Below are 18130 nucleotides of genomic sequence, written 5' to 3' on the forward strand. Positions count from 1 at the left end.
CTCGGCGAGCAGTGGGCGGGCGAGGATCTGCCCGGCGGCGACCATTCCACCGGCGGCCACCCCCCCCCCCCCCCCCCCCACCCCCCCCCCCCCCCCCACCACCCCCCCCCCCTCCCCCCCCCCCCCCCCCCCCCCCCGGCGCGGTGATCGGCAGGTCACGTCCCTCGACCGCTTCGGCGAGGCGTTTGTCGTACGTCACAAAAGCCGTGAGCGCATGCTCCAGGTGTTCGGCGCTGGCGAGGTGAATGGCGTCGAGCGTCCCCAGGTGCCGGGTGGGGAAGCTACCGGCGGCTCGGAGGATCGGATCGGAGAGCCGGATGCGGAGCATTCGGTCGAGCAGGTCCGCCGCAGCATCGTGCAACTGCTGCGGCGCACCGATCCTGATGAGCGCGCGCGGGACCTCGACCTGGGCCAGCGCACTGGTCGCATGGCCCTCGGAGCCGTGTGACGAGAGGAACGTTCGCAGTGCGGAGGACTCCGTCTCCGGGAGGAGGAGCTTGAGGATCGCGCAGGAGTCGAGGTAGATCAACGGTCTTCTTCCTCGCGCATCCTGTGGAGGGCCTCGGTCGCGGACGGGAGCCGGATGTCGATCGTGGGTGGGACCCAGTCGGCCAGTCCACGGGCGGTGGCGGCGTTCTCCGGGTCGATGGTGCCGTCCCGTACGAGATCCTCCAGGACCCGCTGCTCCGGGTCAGGCGGTGCGAGTACGGCGATCAGCCGCCCGTTGCGGGTGATCTCGATGCGCTCCCCGGCCGCGACCCGGTCGATCAGTTCGCTGGCGTGTTGCTGGAGCTGCCGGATGGGGACTCTGGCCGTCATACGACTCACGGTAGGGCGGATCGTGCGGCGATTGCGCGCAGCGTGCGTCGGGTTCACCCGGACGAGCGTCACCCCCGGCCCGGGAGCCCCCGGCCCGGGAAGCCGTGGCGGCGGGCCGCCGTGGTCACGGCCAGGGCGAGGGCCAGCAGGGCGAGGGCCGACCAGGGGAGGGACTGCGGCCCGGCGTGGTCGAGGAGGAGGCCGCCGGCGGACGCGGCGGCGGCGATGCCGAGGTTCCAGCAGGTGACCAGCAGGGACTGGGCGAGGTCGGCGGCCGTGTCGGCGGCGTCGGCGACGGCGGTCTGCAGCAGGGTGCCGACGCCGCCGAAGCCGAGGCCCCAGACCGCGGCGGCGGCGTAGACGGGCCAGGGCGACGAGCCGAGCAGGGCGCCGGCGAGGGTCAGGGTCGCGGCGCCGACGAGGAGGCAGGCGGTGAGGGTCAGGGTGCGCAGGTGCCGGTCGATCAGCGCTCCGGTGACGGCGATGCTCACCAGCGAGGCCAGGCCGAGGACGAGCAGCACGGTGTCGGTCCGCTCGCCGAGGTGCAGCGGTTCGAGCAGTGCCGCGACGTAGGTGTAGAGGATGTTGTGGGCGAGTACGAAGGTCGCGGTGACGGCCAGGACGGCCGCCACGCCGGGGATCCGCAGCACCTGCCGGAGCGGCAGCCGGTCGTGTTCGGCCCGGCCGGGGACCGGGGGTACGGCTGCGGCGATCCAGCCGACGAGGGCGAGCGCGAGCACGCTCATCAGCCCGAAGGCGGTCCGCCACCCGGCGGCCCCGGCGAGCAGGGTGCCGGCCGGGACCCCGACGGACAGGGCGACCGTGGCGCCGCCCATCGCGACGGCCATGGCCCGTCCGCGCTGTTCGGGCGCGACGATGCTGCGGGCGTACCCGGCCAGCAGGGCCCAGAGCATTCCGGCGACCAGTCCCGCCGCGAAGCGGGCGGCCATGGTGAGCGGGTAGTTGCCGGAGACCGCGGTGACGGCGTTGGCGACGGTGAAGCCGCCGACGGCGAGCAGGAGCAGCCGCTTGCGCGGCCAGCCGGCGGTGGCGGCGGTCAGCGGGATGGCGGCCGCGATGGAGCCGACCGCGTAGAGGGTGACGGACTGTCCGGCACCGGACTGGCTGACGCCGAGGTCCCGGCTCATCGCGGGCAGGACGCCGGCGGGCAGCGCCTCGGTCATCAGGGTGATGAACCCGCCGGTGCTCAGGGCGAGCAGCGCCGGCCAGGGCAGTCGGGCCGGTGGTGCCTGCCTCGCCGGGTCGGGCGAGTGGGTCGGGGTGGGGCCGCCGGCCGTGGCCGGGGTCGTCATCGGGGAAGCGGGGGAAGGGAGTTCGTGCGTCGGCATGTGACCGATCGTCTATCGTTGACATGGATGTCAAGGTCCAGCCGGAGCGGTCCGGCCCCGACGTGAGGGTGGTCACATGCGGATCGGCGAACTGGCCCGGTTGACGGAGACCTCGCCCCGCCTGCTGCGCTACTACGAGAAGCAGGGCCTGATCCTCCCGAGCCGCGAGGCGAACGGGTACCGGGACTACGACGACTCCCAGGTGGACCGGGTGCTCCAGATCCGCGAGCTGCTGGACGCGGGGCTGCCGACCCGGATCATCAAGCAGGTCCTGCCCTGCCTGGACGCCCCGCGGAGGATCCACTTCGCGGACGCCACCCCGGAGATCCTCGACACCCTGGAGTCCGAGACCGAGCGGATGACCCGCCGCATCCACTGCCTGACCCGCAACCGCGACGCCATCCTGGAGTACCTGTCCGTGGTCAGGGAACTCGCCTGACCGTACGGGCGGTCGCGGGCAGCGCGACGGCCCCGCGACCGGCGGGAACCGGTCGCGGGGCCGTTCGTCGTCGCCCGGGCCCGTGGGCCCGCGGGGCTCAGCCGACGGAGCGGGGCAGGCGGGTGGTCAGGTACAGCACGGTGAACGAGCCCAGCAACTGGACGCCGAGGCACAGGCCGAGCGCGCGGCCCATGCCGAGGCTGGGGGAGAGGGACAGGTAGAGGGTGCCGAGGGTGGCCACGCCGAGGGCGAGGCTGGACTGCTGGCCGGTGGCGAGGACGCCGCTGCCGACGCCGGCCCGGGCGGCGGGCACCTTGGCGAGGACGACCCGGAACAGCGGGGTGCCGATCAGGCCCTGGCCGATGCCCGCGAGGGCGACGCCGGGGGCCATCCGCAGCGGGGAGAAGTGGTCCGCGTCGGCCAGGACGGTCAGCGCGATGGTGGTGAGGCCGAGGGCCTGGACGACGGCGCCGGCGCTGAGCACCCGGCTGCCCCAGCGGCCGATCAGCCGCGGGCCGGAGAGCGAGGCGGTGAAGTAGCCGACGGCCATCGGGACGAGCGCCCAGCCGGCGGCGACCACGCCGAGCCGCAGGCCCTGCTGGAGGGCGACGGCGATGACGAACATGAAGCCGCCGAAGCCGGCGAAGTAGGGCAGCGCGATGCCGAGGCCGCGCCGCATCTCGGGGATCCGCAGCAGGCTGGGCGGCACCAGCGGGGTGTCGCCGCGGCGCTCGGCGCGGCGCTCGACCAGGGCGAAGGCGGTGGCGAACACCGGGAACAGGGCGAGCAGCACCCAGGACCAGAGCGGCCAGCCGGCCGCGCGGCCCTCCATCAGCGGGACGAGCAGGGAGAGCAGGGAGGCGGTGAGCAGCACGGTGCCGGGCACGTCGACGGCGGCGGCCCGGGTGGCCCGGCTCTCCGGCACATACCGGACGGCGAGGAGGACGGCGAGCAGCGCGAACGGGACGTTCAGCAGGAAGACCGAGCGCCAGCCGGTGCCGAACAGGTCGGCGGCGACGAGCATCCCGCCGAGCACCTGGCCGATCACCACGGAGATGCCGCCGACCGCGCCGTAGACGCTGAGCGCGCGGCCGCGCCGGGCGCCGTCGGTGGCGGCGGTGATGGTGCCGAGCACCTGCGGGATCAGCAGCGCGGCCGAGGCGCCCTGGGCGGCCCGGGCGGCGACCAGGGACCACGCGTCGGGGGCGAGGCCGCAGGCCAGCGAGGTGACGGCGAAGGCGGCGGCCCCGACGACGAACAGCCGGCGGCGGCCGAAGGTGTCGCCGAGCCGCCCGCCGAGGACGAGCAGGACGGCGAAGGCGATGCCGTAGCCGGCGGCGACGAGTTCCAGCACCGCCGGTCCGGCGGCCAGGTCCTTGTCGATGGTGGGCAGGGCGACGTTCACGATGAAGAAGTCGAGCATCGGCAGGAAGGCCCCGAGCAGGACGGTGACCAGCCCGGCGGTGCCGAGGGTGGGGCTGTGCGGGGCGGTGGTCTGCAGGGCGGCGGTGCTCGGGGCGGCGGGGTTTGGGGCGGCGGTACGGGGCGAGGCCGGGGCGACGGCGAGTCGTTGAGTCACGGGTCATACGATCCGCCGCTCCCCAGCCTGGTACCAGAGTGTGGTTATCCAGGTATAAGAAGTACCTGGCAACAGGCTGCGGCGTGCCGCATGCTGGGGAGCATGAGCCTGATGACCCCGGCCGCGCAAGCCCGTCCCGGCACCGCCGTGCCGCACCGCGCCACACCCGACGAAGCCCGCCGGCACGACCTGGCGGCGTTCCTGCGCAGCCGCCGCGAGCGGATCGCGCCCGAGCAGGTGGGCCTGCCGTTGACCGGCCGCCGCCGCACCCCGGGGCTGCGCCGGGAGGAGGTGGCGCAGCTGGCCGCGGTGGGGGTGACCTGGTACACGTGGTTGGAGCAGGGGCGGGACATCCAGGTGTCCGTCCAGGTGCTGGACGCGGTGGCCCGGGCGCTGCTGCTGGACCCGAGCGAGCGGGCGCACCTGTTCACCCTGGCCGGTGCGGACGATCCGGCGCCGGTGCGGGAGTGCCCGTCGGTGACGCCGAGCGTGCGGCTGGTACTGGACCAGTTGGCGCCGTACCCGGCCGCCGCGGTCAACTCCCGCTACGACATCCTGGCGCACAACGCGCCGTACACCGCCATCGTCGGCGACCTCGGGGAACTGCCCCCGGAGGAGCGGAACCTGATGTGGCTGGCGTTCACCCCCTCCCGTTTCCGCGACGTGCTGGTCGACTACCGGACGGAGCGCCTCGGCATGGTGGCCCGGTTCCGCGCCGCGATGGCCGACCACTCGGCCGAGCCCGCCTGGAAGGCGCTGCTGGCCCGGCTGCGCAAGGCCTCGCCGGACTTCGAGGAGGAGTGGCAGCGGCACGAGGTGATGCGGCCGGGCAACGGGATCAAGCGCTTCCAGGTGCCGGGCGTGGGCCTGCTGCGCTGCGAGTACACCAACTTCTGGCTCGGCCCCCGGCTCGGGACGCGGCTGATCAGCTACACCCCGCTGGACGAGGAGACCCGCCTCCTGATGGACCGGCTGCCGACGCGGCCCTAGCCGCGTATCACCACACCGCGCACCGCCCCGGGTATCGCCTCGCGCCCGAGCAGCAGGCACACCGCCGCCAACGGCAGTTCGACGCAGCAGGCCATCACCAGCGCGGCGAGCACCGCGTGCCCCGGCCCGGCGCAGGCGATGTCGGCCAGGGCGTCCCCGGCCAGCAGCAGCGCCACCACCGCGCCCGCCCACAGCGCGGCCGGGCTGCGCCGGCGCAGCAGCGCGTCCAGCGAGAGCAGTGCGGCGAACTCCGCGAGGTCCAGCACCACCCACGGGGTCTCGTGGTTGACGGCCAGGACCATCAGCCAGGGCAGCAGCCCGAACGCGGCCAGCCGCGGCAGCCGCTGGAACCGCTCCGGCAGCACGTACGCCGGAGCGCCCGGGACGACGGCGGTGCTCATGCCGCACCCCCGGCCGCGCGACGGACCCGCTCCAGCACGAGCCGCTCGGCCGGCCCGCCGGCCGGGTGCCCGACGAGCACCGCGTCGAACGGCCCCTCGGCCAGGGCGAGCCAGAACTGCCCGGCCACCGTGACCACTTCGGCCGCCGCCGCCCGGGCGGTGCCGAACAGCCGCCGCCCGCCGGTGAACACCACCGAGGGCGCCAGGCCGTCGGCGGGCAGCCGCCCCCAGGCGAGCACGTGCGAGCCCCGACCGGCGGACGGGCTGCGCCGCGCGCCGCGGACCAGCTGCGGGGCGAGCCGGGCGGCGACCAGGACGTCGGCCAACTCGCCGTGCTGGTACAGCTCCAACGCGGCCCGGCCGCGGCCGGACCGGACGCTGCGGACCGACCAGGGCCCGGCCCCGGCGGGCAGCGTCCCATCCGGCCCCGGCGCCGGGCGGAGCGCGCCCCCGGGAACACCCCCGTGGTTCCCGGGGACGGGCCGCCCGTGCGGCGGGGTGGCGGAGTGCGATGCGGTGCTCGTCATGTCCCCAAGCCTTCCGCCGCGAGGGGGGTCCTGTCGGTGGTGCTCCACCCCGAATCGGGGGTGTATCCAGCTACACCCCCGGCCGGTACCCCCCTTCATGGTGGTCGTTGATCACCGGGCCCTACGCTGTCCGGTATGCCTTCCACCACGTTGCGCCGAGCGCTCGTCAGGAGCCTCGGGCGACCACCGTGGTCCGCCGGGGCCTGGCGGGACGCCCGCTTCATCGCCGCCGGAATACCCGTGGCCGCGCCGGTCTGGCTGGCGGTGACCGAGCCCAGCCTGCTCTTCCCGGTCCTCGCGGTCGTGCTGGTCTGCTCCCGCTGGCTCACCGCCCTCCAGCGCGGTCGGCTGCGCGCCCTCCGCGGCGTGGAGGTGCCGCCGCCCGGCGCGCCCGCGGCCCTGCGGCTGGGCCGGCTGCGGCTCGCCCTGGCCTGGCGTCAGTTCGGCTACCACCTGCTGATCGGCCCGGTGCTGGCGCTCTGTGCGCTGGCCGCCGGGTACGTCTGGGGCATCGCCCTGGTGCTGACCACCCTGTACGCCTGGGTCTGGCTGCTGCCGCCCGAGGCGGGGCTGCGCGGCGAGCTGGCCGGTCTGGACGTGGCGCTCACCGTGTTCGGCGTGCTGCTGCTGGTGGCGGCGCCCTGGCTGACGACGCTGACCGCCCGGCTGGAGGTCCGCGCGGCGCAGCTCCTGCTCGGGCCCAACCGGGCGGAGAAGCTGGAGCGCCGGGTCGAGGAGATCGCCGAGTCCCGGGCCGGCCTGGTGGACGCGGTGGACGCCGAGCGCCGCCGGATCGAGCGGGACCTGCACGACGGCGCCCAGCAGCGCCTCACCTCCCTCGCGATGAACCTGGGCCTGGCCCGGCGCACCCTCAGGGACTGCCCGCCCGACGCCATGCAGGTGATCGTCGCGGCGCACGAGGAGGCGCAGGCGGCCATCGACGAGCTGCGCGACCTGGTCCGCGGGCTGCACCCGGCCGTCCTGGAGGACCGCGGGCTGGACGCCGCGCTGTCCGGCATCGCCGCCCGGGCCCCGCTGCCCGTGCGGCTGGACGTCGAGCTGTCCGAGCGGATCGCCCCCACCGTCGAGGCGGTCGCCTACTTCACCGTCTCCGAGGCGCTCACCAACGTGGCCAAGCACGCCCGGGCCGAGCAGGTCGACGTCTCGGTGCGGACGGCCGGGGGCGTGCTGCGCCTGGTCGTCAGCGACGACGGCGTGGGCGGCGCGGACGCCTCGCGCGGCACCGGGCTCACCGGTCTGCGCCAGCGCGCCGCCTCGGTCGACGGGACGCTGTCCGTTCTCAGCCCCCTCGGGGGCCCCACCACCATCACCGTGGAGTTGCCGTGCGTGCTGTGATCGCCGAGGACTCGGTCCTGCTGAGGGTCGGCCTGGTCAAGGTCCTGGAGGCGGTGGGCTTCGAGGTCGCGGCGGCCGTCGGGGACGCCGTCGAGCTGCTGGCCGCCGTCGAGGAGCACCGCCCGGGGGTGGTGGTCGCCGACGTCCGAATGCCCCCGGGCTTCCACGACGAGGGGGTGAAGGCAGCGATGGTGATCCGGCAGCAGTGGCCGGACACCGCCGTCCTGCTGCTCTCCCAGTTCGTGGAGGAGCGCTACGCCGCGGACCTGCTGGCGACCAACACCAGCGGTGTCGGTTACCTGTTGAAGCAGCGGGTGGCCAATGTGGACGACTTCGTGGAGGCGCTGCAGCGGGTGGCCGAGGGCGGCACCGCGCTGGACCCGGAGGTGGTGGCCCAGCTGCTGGTGCGCCGGCACCGGGATCCGCTGGAGAAGCTGACCCCGCGCGAGCGGGACGTGCTCTCGCTGATGGCGGAGGGCCGTTCCAACGCGGCGATCGCGGCCGCCCTGGTGGTCAGCGACAGCGCGGTGGCCAAGCACATCAACTCGATCTTCACCAAGCTGGACCTCCCGCCGGCCGACGACAGCCACCGCCGGGTGATGGCGGTGCTGCGCTTCCTGGAGATCACGTGAGTGCGCGGTCCACCAGGGCGTGGCGGATCACCGGGGTGATCGCCCTGGTGTTCGTGCTGGTCATGGGTGGGGCGCAGACCATGGCCCTGGTGGCCCGGCAGTCGCGGACCGAGCAGCAGGTGTTCGTGGCCGAGGAGGTCCACAAGCTGCGGCTGGCCACGAACAGCGCCTCCGTACGGATCAGGCCGGGCGTGGAGGGCCGGGTCGTGCTGCGCAAGAACCTCGACTGGACGGTCTCTGAGCCCCGGGTGCGCGCCGACGTGGTCGGCGACACGATGACCGTCGGTGTGGAGTGCCGGCGTTCCCTGCCCTTCTACAACTGCGGCGCCTCGATCGAGCTGGAGGTGCCCGCGGGGACGGAGGTCGCCGGCACGGTGACCTCGGGGTCGGTCGAGGTGTCGGACCTCAGCGGCGCGGTCCGGCTGGACGGGACCTCCGGCGCGATCCTCCTGCACGGGCTGTCCGGCCCGGTCCGCGCCCGCACCACCTCCGGGATGACCCAGGGCACGGACCTCTCCTCGGCGCAGGCGGAGGTGTCCAGCACCTCCGGGTCGGTGGACCTGACGTTCCGGTCGGCGCCGCAGGACGTGAAGGTGAGCGCCACCTCCGGCTCGGTGACCGTGCGGGTGCCGCGGGGCAACCGCTACCGGATCAACGGCGGGACGGGGTCGGGCAGCATCAACATCGACCCGGCCCTGGGCGACGCCGCCAGCAGCAGGAGCCTGGAGGCCGACGTCGGCTCGGGCTCCCTGGACATCGGCTACCGCCCCGATCCGGAGTAGGTGGGGCCGGCTCACCCGGGTGGGGGACAATGGAGAGTCCCGTCCCCCGCTACCCGAGGTCAGCCGCGCATGACAGCCACGCCCGCACCCACCGCGACCGAGACCGAGTTCGCGCCGCTGGACATCGGCCCGATCCGGGTGTGGCCGCCCGTCGTGCTGGCCCCGATGGCCGGCATCACCAACGCCCCGTTCCGCACCCTGTGCCGCGAGCAGAGCGGCGGCAAGGGCCTGTACGTGTCGGAGATGATCACCACCCGGGCGCTGGTCGAGCGCAACGCCAAGACCATGCAGCTGATCAAGTTCGACCCGAGCGAGAAGCCGCGCTCGATCCAGCTGTACGGGGTGGACCCGGTGACCGTCGGCAAGGCGGCCCGGATGATCTCGGACGAGGGCCTGGCCGACCACATCGACCTCAACTTCGGCTGCCCCGTCCCCAAGGTGACCCGCAAGGGCGGCGGCTCGGCGCTGCCGTACAAGCGCAACCTGCTGCGCGAGATCCTGCGCGAGGCCGTCGCCAACGCCGGGGACCTGCCGGTGACCATGAAGATGCGCAAGGGCATCGACGACGACCACCTGACCTTCCTGGACGCCGGCCGGATCGGTGCCGAGGAGGGCGTGGCCGCGATCGCCCTGCACGGGCGCACCGCCGCCCAGCACTACGGCGGTACGGCCGACTGGTCGGCGATCGCCCGGCTGCGCGAGTCCGTCCCGGCGCACGTGCCGGTGCTGGGCAACGGGGACATCTGGTCGGCCGACGACGCGCTGCGGATGATGCGGGAGACGGGCTGCGACGGCGTGGTGGTGGGCCGCGGCTGCCTGGGCCGTCCGTGGCTGTTCAAGGACCTGGTCTCGATCTTCGAGGGCGACGTCGACCACGCCCGCCCCGACTTCGGCTACGTGGCCCGGGCGATGGTGCGCCACGCGCAGCTGCTCGGCGAGTGGCTGGGGGACGAGGCGCGCGGTGTGATCGACTTCCGCAAGCACGTCGCCTGGTACACCAAGGGCTTCTCGGTCGGTTCCGAGCTGCGGGTGAGGCTGGCGAACTCCTCCTCGCTGGCCGAACTGGAGGGGACCCTCGCCGAGGTGGAGCAGACCCAGACCTGGCCGATCGGCGCGGACGGCCCGCGCGGGCGCACCAGCGGCAACGGCCGGGTGGTCCTGCCGGAGGGCTGGTTGGACGATCCGTACGACTGCGCCCGACCGGGCGAGGACGCCGAATCGGACACCTCCGGCGGATGATCTAGCCGATCCGGCGAATCAGGCCCTCCGGGACCGCTGGCCACCCGGTCCCAGCCCTCTTGTCCATCCTGGACAGGAGGGCTCCTTTTCGGCGTCCTGAGGTCACGGAACGAGCACATTCCTGGACGCAGTGCGACGATTGGCGCAGGCGTCCTACGCTCGAGCCGCGAGACGGGCTGGTGACGCTTGCCACACGCCGGAGCGACTGACGGTCGGTCAGTGGACGGAATGGACAGGTCGAGCGTGAATCGCTTCCCGAAGCCGGTTCGACGCCGATCGGCCGATCCGGGTGCAGGAAATCAAGCCGGGGCAACGCGACCGACCCGCGGTCGCTACCCAGCGTCCGAATCGGGCGATCTTCCTGTTTCCCTGCCTTCAAGACTTGAACACTGGCTCGCGTCAGGGGGACGATTTCACCAACAGAGGTGAACGCCTTTATGTGCATTCGATCTAGCGGGTTACCGCTCGGTACCGGCCTCGTGTGGCCTATTGAGGGCAGAGAAGTGCCTTCGAAATGGGTATGTTCTCCGGCGTCAGGGCAACCGCGTACGAGGAGACCGACCCGTGCCGTCCCAGCAGAAGTTTGTTTACTCCTTCACCGAAGGAAACAAGGACCTCAAGGATCTTCTTGGCGGCAAGGGCGCGAACCTGGCCGAGATGACCAACCTGGGGCTCCCCGTCCCTCCGGGGTTCACCATCACCACCGAGGCCTGCAAGGTCTTCCTGGAGACCGGTAGCGAGCCGTCCTCGCTGCACGAGGAGATCAGCGCCCACCTGGACGCCCTCGAGCAGGAGATGGGCAAGAAGCTCGGCCAGGCCGACAACCCGCTGCTGGTCTCCGTCCGCTCCGGTGCCAAGTTCTCCATGCCCGGCATGATGGACACCGTCCTGAACATCGGCCTCTCCGACGCCTCGGTGGTCGGCCTGGCCGCCCAGTCCGGCAACGAGCGCTTCGCCTGGGACTCCTACCGCCGCCTGGTCCAGATGTTCGGCAAGACCGTGCTGGGCGTCGAGGGCGAGCTGTTCGAGGAGGCCCTGGACGAGGCCAAGCACGCCAAGGGCACCGTCAACGACCTGGACCTGGACGCTTCCGACCTCCGGGAACTGGTCGAGGTGTTCAAGGGCATCGTCGAGCGCGAGACCGGCCGGCCCTTCCCGCAGGACCCGCGCGAGCAGATGGACCTCGCCGTCCACGCCGTCTTCCACTCCTGGAACGGCGACCGCGCCCGGCTGTACCGCCGCCAGGAGCGCATCCCGAACGACCTGGGCACCGCGGTCAACGTCTGCACCATGGTCTTCGGCAACCTCGGCGAGGACTCCGGCACCGGCGTCGCCTTCACCCGCGACCCCTCCACCGGCGCCCAGGGCGTCTACGGCGACTACCTGTCCAACGCCCAGGGCGAGGACGTCGTCGCCGGCATCCGCAACACGCTGCAGCTGTCCGAGCTGGAGAAGCTCGACAAGAAGTCGTACGACGAGCTGATGGCGATCATGCAGAAGCTCGAGAACCACTACCGCGACCTCTGCGACATCGAGTTCACCATCGAGCGCGGCAAGCTCTGGATGCTCCAGACCCGGGTCGGCAAGCGCACCGCCGCGGCCGCCTTCCGGATCGCCGTCCAGCTGGTCGACCAGGGCCTGATCGACCTGGACGAGGCCCTGATGCGGGTCACCGGCGGCCAGCTGGCCCAGCTGATGTTCCCGCGCTTCGCCCCGACCGCCGAGTCCAAGCAGATCGGCTGGGGCCTGGCCGCCTCGCCCGGCGCCGCGATCGGCAAGGTCGTCTTCGACTCCTACACCGCCGTCAAGTGGTCCCGCTCCGGCGAGAAGGTCATCCTGGTCCGCCGGGAGACCAACCCGGACGACCTGGACGGCATGATCGCCGCCGAGGGCATCCTCACCTCGCGCGGCGGCAAGACCTCGCACGCCGCCGTCGTCGCCCGCGGCATGGGCAAGACCTGTGTCTGCGGCGCCGAGGAGCTGGAGGTCGACACCAAGTCGCGCAAGTTCACCACGGCCGACGGCCTGGTGGTGCACGAGGGCGACGTGGTCTCGATCGACGGCGCCAGCGGCAAGGTCTACCTCGGCGAGGTGCCCGTCCTGCCGTCCCCCGTGGTCGAGTACTTCGAGGGCACCCTGCACGCCGGCGCCGACGTCCAGGGCGGACTGGTCCAGGCCGTCCACCGGCTGATGTCGCACGCCGACGGCCGCCGCCGGCTCGCCGTGCGGGCCAACGCCGACAACGCCGAGGACGGCGGGCGCGCCCGCCGCTACGGCGCCCAGGGCATCGGCCTGTGCCGCACCGAGCACATGTTCCTCGGTGAGGAGCGCCGCAAGGAGGTCGAGCACCTGATCCTCGCGGACAACGACAAGGACCGCGAGCTCGCCCTCTCCACCCTGCTGCCGCTGCAGAAGGGCGACTTCCTGGAGCTCTTCCAGGCGATGGACGGGCTGCCCGTCACCGTGCGCCTGCTCGACCCGCCGCTGCACGAGTTCCTGCCGGACATCACCGAGCTGTCGGTGCGCGTCGCCCTCGCCGAGGCCCGCAAGGACCCGAACGAGAACGACCTGCGCCTGCTCCAGGCGGTGCACAAGCTGCACGAGCAGAACCCGATGCTCGGCCTGCGCGGCGTCCGCCTCGGCCTGGTCATCCCCGGCCTGTTCGGCATGCAGGTCCGGGCCATCGCCGAGGCCGCCGCCGAGCGCAAGCTGGCCGGCGGGGACCCGCGCCCCGAGGTGATGATCCCGCTGGTCGGCACCGTCCAGGAGCTGGAGCTGGTCCGCGACGAGTGCGAGCGGGTGCTCGCCGAGGTCGTCCAGTCCACCGGCGTCCAGCTGGACATCAAGCTCGGCACCATGATCGAGCTGCCGCGCGCCGCGGTGACCGCCGGTCAGATCGCCGAGGCCGCCGAGTTCTTCTCCTTCGGCACCAACGACCTGACCCAGACGGTCTGGGGCTTCTCCCGGGACGACGTGGAGGCCTCCTTCTTCACCGCCTACCTGGAGAAGGGCATCTTCGGGGTCTCCCCGTTCGAGACCATCGACCGGGACGGCGTCGGCTCGCTGGTCAAGCACGCCGTCGAGGCCGGCCGGGCCACCCGCCCCGACCTCAAGCTCGGCGTCTGCGGCGAGCACGGCGGCGACCCGGAGTCGGTGCACTTCTTCCACGAGGTGGGGCTGGACTACGTCTCCTGCTCCCCCTTCCGGATCCCGGTGGCGCGCCTGGAGGCAGGCCGCGCCGCCATCGAGTCGGCGGGCAGCGACTCGCGCTGAGAGGGTAGGCATCCCCTACTCACGCGCGGGTACGACTGACCGCTCACCCTCCCGTCGGGAGGGCGTACACCGGAGCTCGGCGCAGGAGAACCGGCGTACGTGACACGGCCGCCCGGACGCCGCCGCCTGCCAAGCTGGACCGCATGACCAGAAGCAAGAGCCCGCTCGTCGTCGTGGCCGTCCTGATCCTGGCCGTGCTCGCCGGAGTCGGCTACCTGCTCGCCGGCAAGGGCGGCAGCAGCCACCCCCGGGCCGCCGCGAGCGCCACCACCACCGCGGGTGCCTCGGCGCCCAAGCCCTCGGCGCCCAAGCCGTCCCCGCCGGCCGGCGGCACCCCCTCCGCGGCCGGCACCTGGGTGCCCGCCGATCCGGCGCTGGCGGACGTCTGCCGCACCAAGCTCCCCAGCCAGGCCCAGGACACCCTGGGCCTGATCGCCAAGGGCGGCCCCTACCCGTACAACCGGGACGGCATCGTCTTCGAGAACCGCGAGAGCCGGCTGCCGAAGAAGGGCAACGGCTACTACCACGAGTTCACCGTGGTCACCCCGGGCTCCAACGACCGCGGCACCCGGCGGGTCGTCACCGGCGGCGCCGGCGAGCAGTACTGGTCCGCCGACCACTACGCGACCTTCCAGGAGATCGACCCGCGCTGCTGAGTGACGAGTTCGTGGAAAGTACTTTCCAACTCGGAAAGATGGTGGCACAGTGGAACCACCGTCACTTTCCGAGGGGGAAGCATGAGTGACTCCGTTCCCACCCCGCCGCTGTCCGCCGCCGAAGCGCTGCGCCTGGCCGACCGTGCCGACGCGGCCGCCCGGCGGCCGGGCGTGGTGCCCCGCTGGTACGGGCCGGCCTTCGCCTTCGCGTTCGCCGCCTACGGCCTGGGGATCGGCCAGGCCGTCGAAACCCGGCAGTTCGCCCTGATCGGCGCGTTCGTGGGCGGCTTCGCCGCCCTGACCGGTGGCCTCGCCCGGGTCGCCGTGCGCAGCGACGGCATCGTCCGCCGGGGCGTGCCGGACGGCATCGGCGGCCCGGTCGCCCTCGCGGTCCTCGCGGTCTGCGCCGCATCGGCGGCCGGGATGCTGCTCGCCTGGCAGGCCGGCGGCGGCCCGCGCTGGATCGGCGGGGCCGCCGGGCTCGCGGCGGGCCTGACCTTCTGGGTGGGCACCGACCGGCTCAACCGCCGGGTCAGGCGCTCACAGGAGACCGGCTGATGCCCGCCGCCCTCGACCCGCTGCTCCAGCACGCCACCCGGCTGACCGTGCTCGCCTTCCTCGGCGCCTGCCGCGAGGCCGAGTTCGGCGCCGTCCGGGACCACTGCGAGGTCTCCGACTCCGTCCTCAGCAAGGCCGCCACCGCTCTGGAGGAGGTCGGCTACCTCACGGTGAAGAAGGGCTACGTCGGCAAGCGGCCGCGCACCTGGCTCGCCGCCACCTCCGCCGGCCGCACCGCCCTCGCCGCCCACCTCGCCGAACTCCAGCGGCTGGTCGCCGCCGCCGAGGCGGCCGGCGCCCAACACGCCTGATACGAGGCCGAGTTCACCGGGCCCGCCGCCAGCTGATCCGGCCGTGCGGGCCGTGCGGGCCGGTGGTGACCAGGGCGGTCAGCTCGTGCAGCACCGGCGCCGGGTCACGGCGGAGCTGGACCGGGGTGGTGCGCACCACCGGCAGTCCGGCGCCGGCCAGCCGGTTGGCGCGGGCCAGTCCGCGTTCGTGGTCGGCCGGGCGCAGGTGGTAGGCCCGGGAGTCGATCTCCAGCGCCACGCAGGCGTGCGGCCAGTAGGCGTCCGGCACGGCCAGGAAACGGCCGTCCAGGAACAGCACCGGATTCCACAGCGGCTCCGGCAGGCCCGCGTGGGCGAGCAGTTCGCGGGCCTCGCCCTCCACCACGGACCGCACCCCGGCGGTGAGGTCCTCCACCACCCGGGCCACCTGCGGCAGTGCCAGTGCCCCCGGCCTGGTGAGCAACTGGTCCAGCAGCTCGCCGAGTTCGCAGTGCCGCCGCTGCACCGCCTCGGCGCACAGCGCCCGGAACCGGCGCTGCCCGGTCTCCCTCGGCGCCAGGTCCGCCAGTGCCCGTGCGACCGGGGCGCTCCACAGTCCGTCGTCCCGCTCGAAGCCGCCCGGCAGCACCCCGGACGACCGGTGGATCCGGACGAACTCCTTTTCCCTGACCCGGCGTTGGCCGGGGATCAGGACATCGACCTCGGTCAGGTCGGCCGGGTGCCCGGCGCTCGGCAGCCCGGCGTCCGCCAGCACCGCGAACCCGGTCAGCAGCACCTCGCCGGGCTGCGGCTGCCGCCCCTTCGGGCTCGCGTACGCCAGGGCCGCCCGCAGTCGCTGATGGGCCGTCAACCTCCCGTTCTGCAGGCAGATCACGCGTGGCAGCACCTGCTGCCAGGGCCCGCCCGGCCGCAGCCGGTGGGCGATCGTGCCGGAGGGCACGCCGAGCCGGCGCAGCTGCGCCCGGGTGGCGATGTGCTGCTGGTCGGCGCCGAGCAGGGCGACGGCGTCGAGCGGATGCGCGCGGGTCATACCCCGGTGGTGCCCACCCGGATCGGAGGTATGCGAAACATCCCTCGTCAGGGGCTTTCCCGTAACGATGTTGACGAATCGGAGGCCGATCCGGTGTGCTGGGGGCACATGATGACCGAACCCAACGGCCCCGCGCTCGACGCGCTCAACGGCCTCTCCGTCGGTGACGCCCTCGGCGCCCAGTACTTCGTCCCGGAAACCGCCCGGGCCCACTTCGCCTCCCGTACCGAACCGCCCGGCCCCTGGCCGTGGACCGACGACACCGAGATGGCCTGCTCGGTGTACGCCGCCCAGCGCGAACGCGGTGCGATCGACACCTTCGACCTCACCCACGCCTTCGCCCGCCACCACGACTTCGACCGCGGCTACGGCCCGGCCGCCAACCGGCTGCTCCGGCTGATCCGCGAGGGCGGCGACGCCAGGGCCCTGGCCGCCGAACTCTTCGACGGCCAGGGCTCGTACGGCAACGGCGCCGCGATGCGGGTCGCCCCGCTGGGGGCGGCTCACGCGGGCGACCTCGCGGCCGTCATCCAGCTGGCCGCGCGCACCGCCGTGATCACCCACACCCACCCGCAGGCCGTGGACGGCGCGATCGCCGTGGCGGTGGCGGCGGCCCTGGCGGTCCGAGCCCGGACCGGGGGCACGACGCCGGAGACCTTCCTGCGCGAGGTGGCCTTCCGCACCCCGCTGGGCGTCGTTCGCGACGGCCTGAACGAGGCGGTCGGCCTGCTCGCCGAGCCGGACCGCCTGCTCGCGGCGAGTGTGCTCGGCAACGGCAGCCGGACCTCGGCCGCCGACACCGTTCCGTACGCCCTCTGGTGCGCCGCCCACCATCTGACCGACTACCCGGCCGCGGTCCGGGCGGCGATCGCGGCCGGCGGCGACATGGACACCGTCGCCGCGATCACCGGGGGAGTGGTGGCCGCCCACACCGGCACTCGCGGCATCCCGGCCGCCTGGATGGCCGCCCGGGAACCGCTGCCCGGCTGGGCGTTCCCGGAACCCGGGGCGGTCACCGGCGGCCGGGGCCGCGCGGAGATCCTGGTCCCGCGCCCGCACCCGGTCCCCGAGGTGGAATGGACCGACGAGCAGTGGCAGCGCATCCGGACCGGGAGGCACACGGACGCCCTGGACGGCCGCTGGGCGGTCCACACCCACGAGGGCTCGGTCAGGATCTGTCGCCCGAACGACGGCCACCCGGTCTGGGAGGTGGTGGTCACGCCGGTCCGCAACGGCTGGCGGCCGGTCTCGGCGGTCGCCGAGACGAGCCACGACCGATGGCCGGTGCGGCCCGAGGAGCCCCACGGTGCGGCAGTCCTCAGCTGGATCCTGAAGACCGCCGCTACCGGCGAACGGCTCCCCTTCAGGCCGTGATCATCAGCTGCCCGGCGCCGCTGCCGCCCTGTCTAAGACACTCCTGGTTGATCGCCGGATCCGGGGCGCTCGGCGAGGTGGCGGCGGCGATCCGCAGCTCGATGATGTCCCGCACGGCCGGCCACTCGGTGTCCAGGATCGAGTAGAACGCGGTCGAGCGCACCACCCCGTCCAGCCCGCGCGAGTGCGCCCGGCGGACGCCCTCGGAGGTCGCGCCGAGCCGCTCGATGGCGGCCCGGGAGCGCAGGTTGCGGGCGTCCGCGCGCAGCGAGATCCGCTGCACGCCCCAGGTCTCGAAGGCGTACCGGAGCATGAGCAGCTTGGCCTCGGTGTTGATGCCGGTGCCCTGGGCGCGCGGGGAGAGCCAGGTGTTGCCGATCTCGGCGGCGTCCGGGACGGCCGTGGCCGGATCGCCGAACGGCACGCCGGGCACCGGCGGCCACACCATGGGCCCCTGCCAGTAGTCGAGTTCGAGGAACCGGGTGGAGCCGACCACCCGGCCGTCGGCGACGTTCACCGTCGCGAACGGCAGCGAGCGGCCCGCGGCCTGGTCGGCGAGGGCGCGCGCGATGTAGTCGCGGGCCGCTTCCAGGCCGTGCGGGACGGGGGTGAAGGCGTAGGTCGTACGGTCCTCGGCGCCGGCCGCGGCGATGGCCTCGGCGTGGTGGGCGGCGAGGGGCTCCAACCGAACGGTGCGGCCGGTGAGGAAGACAGGTGCTGGCACGGAACCTTGGTCCTTCATCGGTCGTAGGGCGCAACCGGCGCCGGGGTGCGGCACTGACTGCGGTGGACGGGGGGTCGCCCCGGCCCGGTTTCCGGCTCCGGGTACCCGTGTG

General features: G+C 73.5%; 19 protein-coding genes. 11 read left to right on the plus strand and 8 right to left on the minus strand.

Going from position 1 to position 18130, the window contains the following annotated elements:
• The 3 genes from ACZ4W5_RS23825 to ACZ4W5_RS23835 form a co-directional block, all read right to left on the minus strand.
• Window positions 1-529 (minus strand): type II toxin-antitoxin system VapC family toxin (locus ACZ4W5_RS23825; RefSeq protein ID WP_465656740.1); only part of this gene is annotated, 529 nt, incomplete at its 3' end.
• Complete coding sequence (locus tag ACZ4W5_RS23830; RefSeq protein ID WP_360228687.1) at window positions 526-819, minus strand: type II toxin-antitoxin system Phd/YefM family antitoxin; 294 nt, start codon at window positions 817-819, stop codon at window positions 526-528. The genes ACZ4W5_RS23825 and ACZ4W5_RS23830, both read right to left, overlap by 4 nt.
• A gap of 68 nt (window positions 820-887) precedes the next feature.
• Window positions 888-2132 (minus strand): MFS transporter, encoded by a 1245-nt coding sequence (locus ACZ4W5_RS23835; RefSeq protein ID WP_465656742.1) that lies wholly within the window; start codon window positions 2130-2132, stop codon window positions 888-890.
• A 112-nt stretch (window positions 2133-2244) separates the two neighbouring features.
• Here ACZ4W5_RS23835 and ACZ4W5_RS23840 point away from each other — a divergent pair, with 112 nt between their 5' ends.
• Complete coding sequence (locus ACZ4W5_RS23840; protein ID WP_465656744.1) at window positions 2245-2607, plus strand: MerR family transcriptional regulator; 363 nt, start codon at window positions 2245-2247, stop codon at window positions 2605-2607.
• A gap of 97 nt (window positions 2608-2704) precedes the next feature.
• On the opposite strand, the gene ACZ4W5_RS23845 is transcribed toward ACZ4W5_RS23840, so the two are convergent.
• Window positions 2705-4186 (minus strand): MFS transporter, encoded by a 1482-nt coding sequence (locus ACZ4W5_RS23845; RefSeq protein ID WP_465656745.1) that lies wholly within the window; start codon window positions 4184-4186, stop codon window positions 2705-2707.
• A gap of 111 nt (window positions 4187-4297) precedes the next feature.
• Between ACZ4W5_RS23845 and ACZ4W5_RS23850 the strand changes: the two genes are divergently transcribed.
• A complete protein-coding gene (locus ACZ4W5_RS23850) occupies window positions 4298-5176 on the plus strand; it encodes a helix-turn-helix transcriptional regulator (RefSeq protein WP_360228976.1) in 879 nt (292 codons plus the stop codon).
• Here the strand turns inward: ACZ4W5_RS23850 and ACZ4W5_RS23855 are convergent.
• Window positions 5173-5577, minus strand: a complete 405-nt coding sequence (locus tag ACZ4W5_RS23855) for a hypothetical protein (protein WP_465656746.1) — start codon at window positions 5575-5577, stop codon at window positions 5173-5175. The two genes, ACZ4W5_RS23850 and ACZ4W5_RS23855, sit on opposite strands and share 4 nt — an antisense overlap.
• A complete protein-coding gene (locus tag ACZ4W5_RS23860; protein WP_402483603.1) occupies window positions 5574-6104 on the minus strand; it encodes a hypothetical protein in 531 nt (176 codons plus the stop codon). Before ACZ4W5_RS23860 ends, ACZ4W5_RS23855 begins: the two co-directional genes overlap by 4 nt.
• Window positions 6105-6239: 135 nt before the next feature.
• On the opposite strand from ACZ4W5_RS23860, the gene ACZ4W5_RS23865 reads away from it, so the two are divergent.
• The 8 genes from ACZ4W5_RS23865 (at window position 6240) to ACZ4W5_RS23900 (ending at window position 14911) form a co-directional block, all read left to right on the plus strand.
• Window positions 6240-7460: a sensor histidine kinase gene (locus ACZ4W5_RS23865; protein ID WP_465656748.1), complete on the plus strand. Its 1221-nt coding sequence runs from the start codon at window positions 6240-6242 to the stop codon at window positions 7458-7460.
• Window positions 7448-8092 carry a response regulator gene (locus ACZ4W5_RS23870; protein ID WP_402483609.1) on the plus strand — a complete coding sequence of 215 codons (645 nt, stop codon included), beginning with the start codon at window positions 7448-7450 and terminating at the stop codon, window positions 8090-8092. Before ACZ4W5_RS23865 ends, ACZ4W5_RS23870 begins: the two co-directional genes overlap by 13 nt.
• The gene (locus ACZ4W5_RS23875) at window positions 8089-8874 is read left to right on the plus strand and encodes a DUF4097 family beta strand repeat-containing protein (protein WP_465656749.1); all 786 of its coding nucleotides are present in this window, start codon (window positions 8089-8091) and stop codon (window positions 8872-8874) included. The genes ACZ4W5_RS23870 and ACZ4W5_RS23875 overlap by 4 nt, the downstream gene beginning before the upstream one ends.
• 69 nt (window positions 8875-8943) lie before the next feature.
• Window positions 8944-10113 carry a tRNA dihydrouridine synthase DusB gene (gene dusB / locus ACZ4W5_RS23880; protein ID WP_360228660.1) on the plus strand — a complete coding sequence of 390 codons (1170 nt, stop codon included), beginning with the start codon at window positions 8944-8946 and terminating at the stop codon, window positions 10111-10113.
• 564 nt (window positions 10114-10677) lie between these two features.
• A complete protein-coding gene (ppdK, locus tag ACZ4W5_RS23885) occupies window positions 10678-13386 on the plus strand; it encodes a pyruvate, phosphate dikinase (RefSeq protein ID WP_360228657.1) in 2709 nt (902 codons plus the stop codon).
• A gap of 143 nt (window positions 13387-13529) precedes the next feature.
• Complete coding sequence (locus ACZ4W5_RS23890) at window positions 13530-14042, plus strand: ribonuclease (RefSeq protein WP_465656751.1); 513 nt, start codon at window positions 13530-13532, stop codon at window positions 14040-14042.
• An 81-nt stretch (window positions 14043-14123) separates the two neighbouring features.
• Complete coding sequence (locus ACZ4W5_RS23895; protein WP_465656752.1) at window positions 14124-14600, plus strand: hypothetical protein; 477 nt, start codon at window positions 14124-14126, stop codon at window positions 14598-14600.
• A complete protein-coding gene (locus ACZ4W5_RS23900) occupies window positions 14600-14911 on the plus strand; it encodes a transcriptional regulator (protein WP_465656754.1) in 312 nt (103 codons plus the stop codon). The genes ACZ4W5_RS23895 and ACZ4W5_RS23900 overlap by 1 nt, the downstream gene beginning before the upstream one ends.
• Before the next feature lie 13 nt (window positions 14912-14924).
• On the opposite strand, the gene ACZ4W5_RS23905 is transcribed toward ACZ4W5_RS23900, so the two are convergent.
• Window positions 14925-15920, minus strand: coding sequence for a hypothetical protein (locus tag ACZ4W5_RS23905; RefSeq protein ID WP_360228645.1), 996 nt, complete (start codon window positions 15918-15920; stop codon window positions 14925-14927).
• 108 nt (window positions 15921-16028) lie between these two features.
• Here ACZ4W5_RS23905 and ACZ4W5_RS23910 point away from each other — a divergent pair, with 108 nt between their 5' ends.
• Window positions 16029-17294 (plus strand): ADP-ribosylglycohydrolase family protein, encoded by a 1266-nt coding sequence (locus ACZ4W5_RS23910; RefSeq protein WP_465656755.1) that lies wholly within the window; start codon window positions 16029-16031, stop codon window positions 17292-17294.
• Here the strand turns inward: ACZ4W5_RS23910 and ACZ4W5_RS23915 are convergent.
• Window positions 17284-18018 carry a GNAT family N-acetyltransferase gene (locus tag ACZ4W5_RS23915; RefSeq protein WP_360228639.1) on the minus strand — a complete coding sequence of 245 codons (735 nt, stop codon included), beginning with the start codon at window positions 18016-18018 and terminating at the stop codon, window positions 17284-17286. The two genes, ACZ4W5_RS23910 and ACZ4W5_RS23915, sit on opposite strands and share 11 nt — an antisense overlap.
• Between the last annotated feature and the right edge of the window lie 112 nt (window positions 18019-18130).

This window comes from Kitasatospora sp. NPDC029367, assembly GCF_055569135.1.

Bases quoted from the DNA above. Each gene is read 5' to 3' on its own strand.
- ACZ4W5_RS23835 (WP_465656742.1), bottom strand. From the start codon at position 2,132: ATGACGACCCCGGCCACGGCCGGCGGCCCCACCCCGACCCACTCGCCC.
- ACZ4W5_RS23855 (WP_465656746.1), bottom strand. From the start codon at position 5,577: ATGAGCACCGCCGTCGTCCCGGGCGCTCCGGCGTACGTGCTGCCGGAG.
- ACZ4W5_RS23910 (WP_465656755.1), top strand. From the start codon at position 16,029: ATGATGACCGAACCCAACGGCCCCGCGCTCGACGCGCTCAACGGCCTC.
- ACZ4W5_RS23890 (WP_465656751.1), top strand. From the start codon at position 13,530: ATGACCAGAAGCAAGAGCCCGCTCGTCGTCGTGGCCGTCCTGATCCTG.
- ACZ4W5_RS23900 (WP_465656754.1), top strand. From the start codon at position 14,600: ATGCCCGCCGCCCTCGACCCGCTGCTCCAGCACGCCACCCGGCTGACC.
- ACZ4W5_RS23860 (WP_402483603.1), bottom strand. From the start codon at position 6,104: ATGACGAGCACCGCATCGCACTCCGCCACCCCGCCGCACGGGCGGCCC.
- ACZ4W5_RS23905 (WP_360228645.1), bottom strand. From the start codon at position 15,920: ATGACCCGCGCGCATCCGCTCGACGCCGTCGCCCTGCTCGGCGCCGAC.
- ACZ4W5_RS23840 (WP_465656744.1), top strand. From the start codon at position 2,245: ATGCGGATCGGCGAACTGGCCCGGTTGACGGAGACCTCGCCCCGCCTG.
- ACZ4W5_RS23830 (WP_360228687.1), bottom strand. From the start codon at position 819: ATGACGGCCAGAGTCCCCATCCGGCAGCTCCAGCAACACGCCAGCGAA.
- ACZ4W5_RS23895 (WP_465656752.1), top strand. From the start codon at position 14,124: ATGAGTGACTCCGTTCCCACCCCGCCGCTGTCCGCCGCCGAAGCGCTG.
- ACZ4W5_RS23865 (WP_465656748.1), top strand. From the start codon at position 6,240: ATGCCTTCCACCACGTTGCGCCGAGCGCTCGTCAGGAGCCTCGGGCGA.
- ACZ4W5_RS23850 (WP_360228976.1), top strand. From the start codon at position 4,298: ATGACCCCGGCCGCGCAAGCCCGTCCCGGCACCGCCGTGCCGCACCGC.
- dusB (WP_360228660.1), top strand. From the start codon at position 8,944: ATGACAGCCACGCCCGCACCCACCGCGACCGAGACCGAGTTCGCGCCG.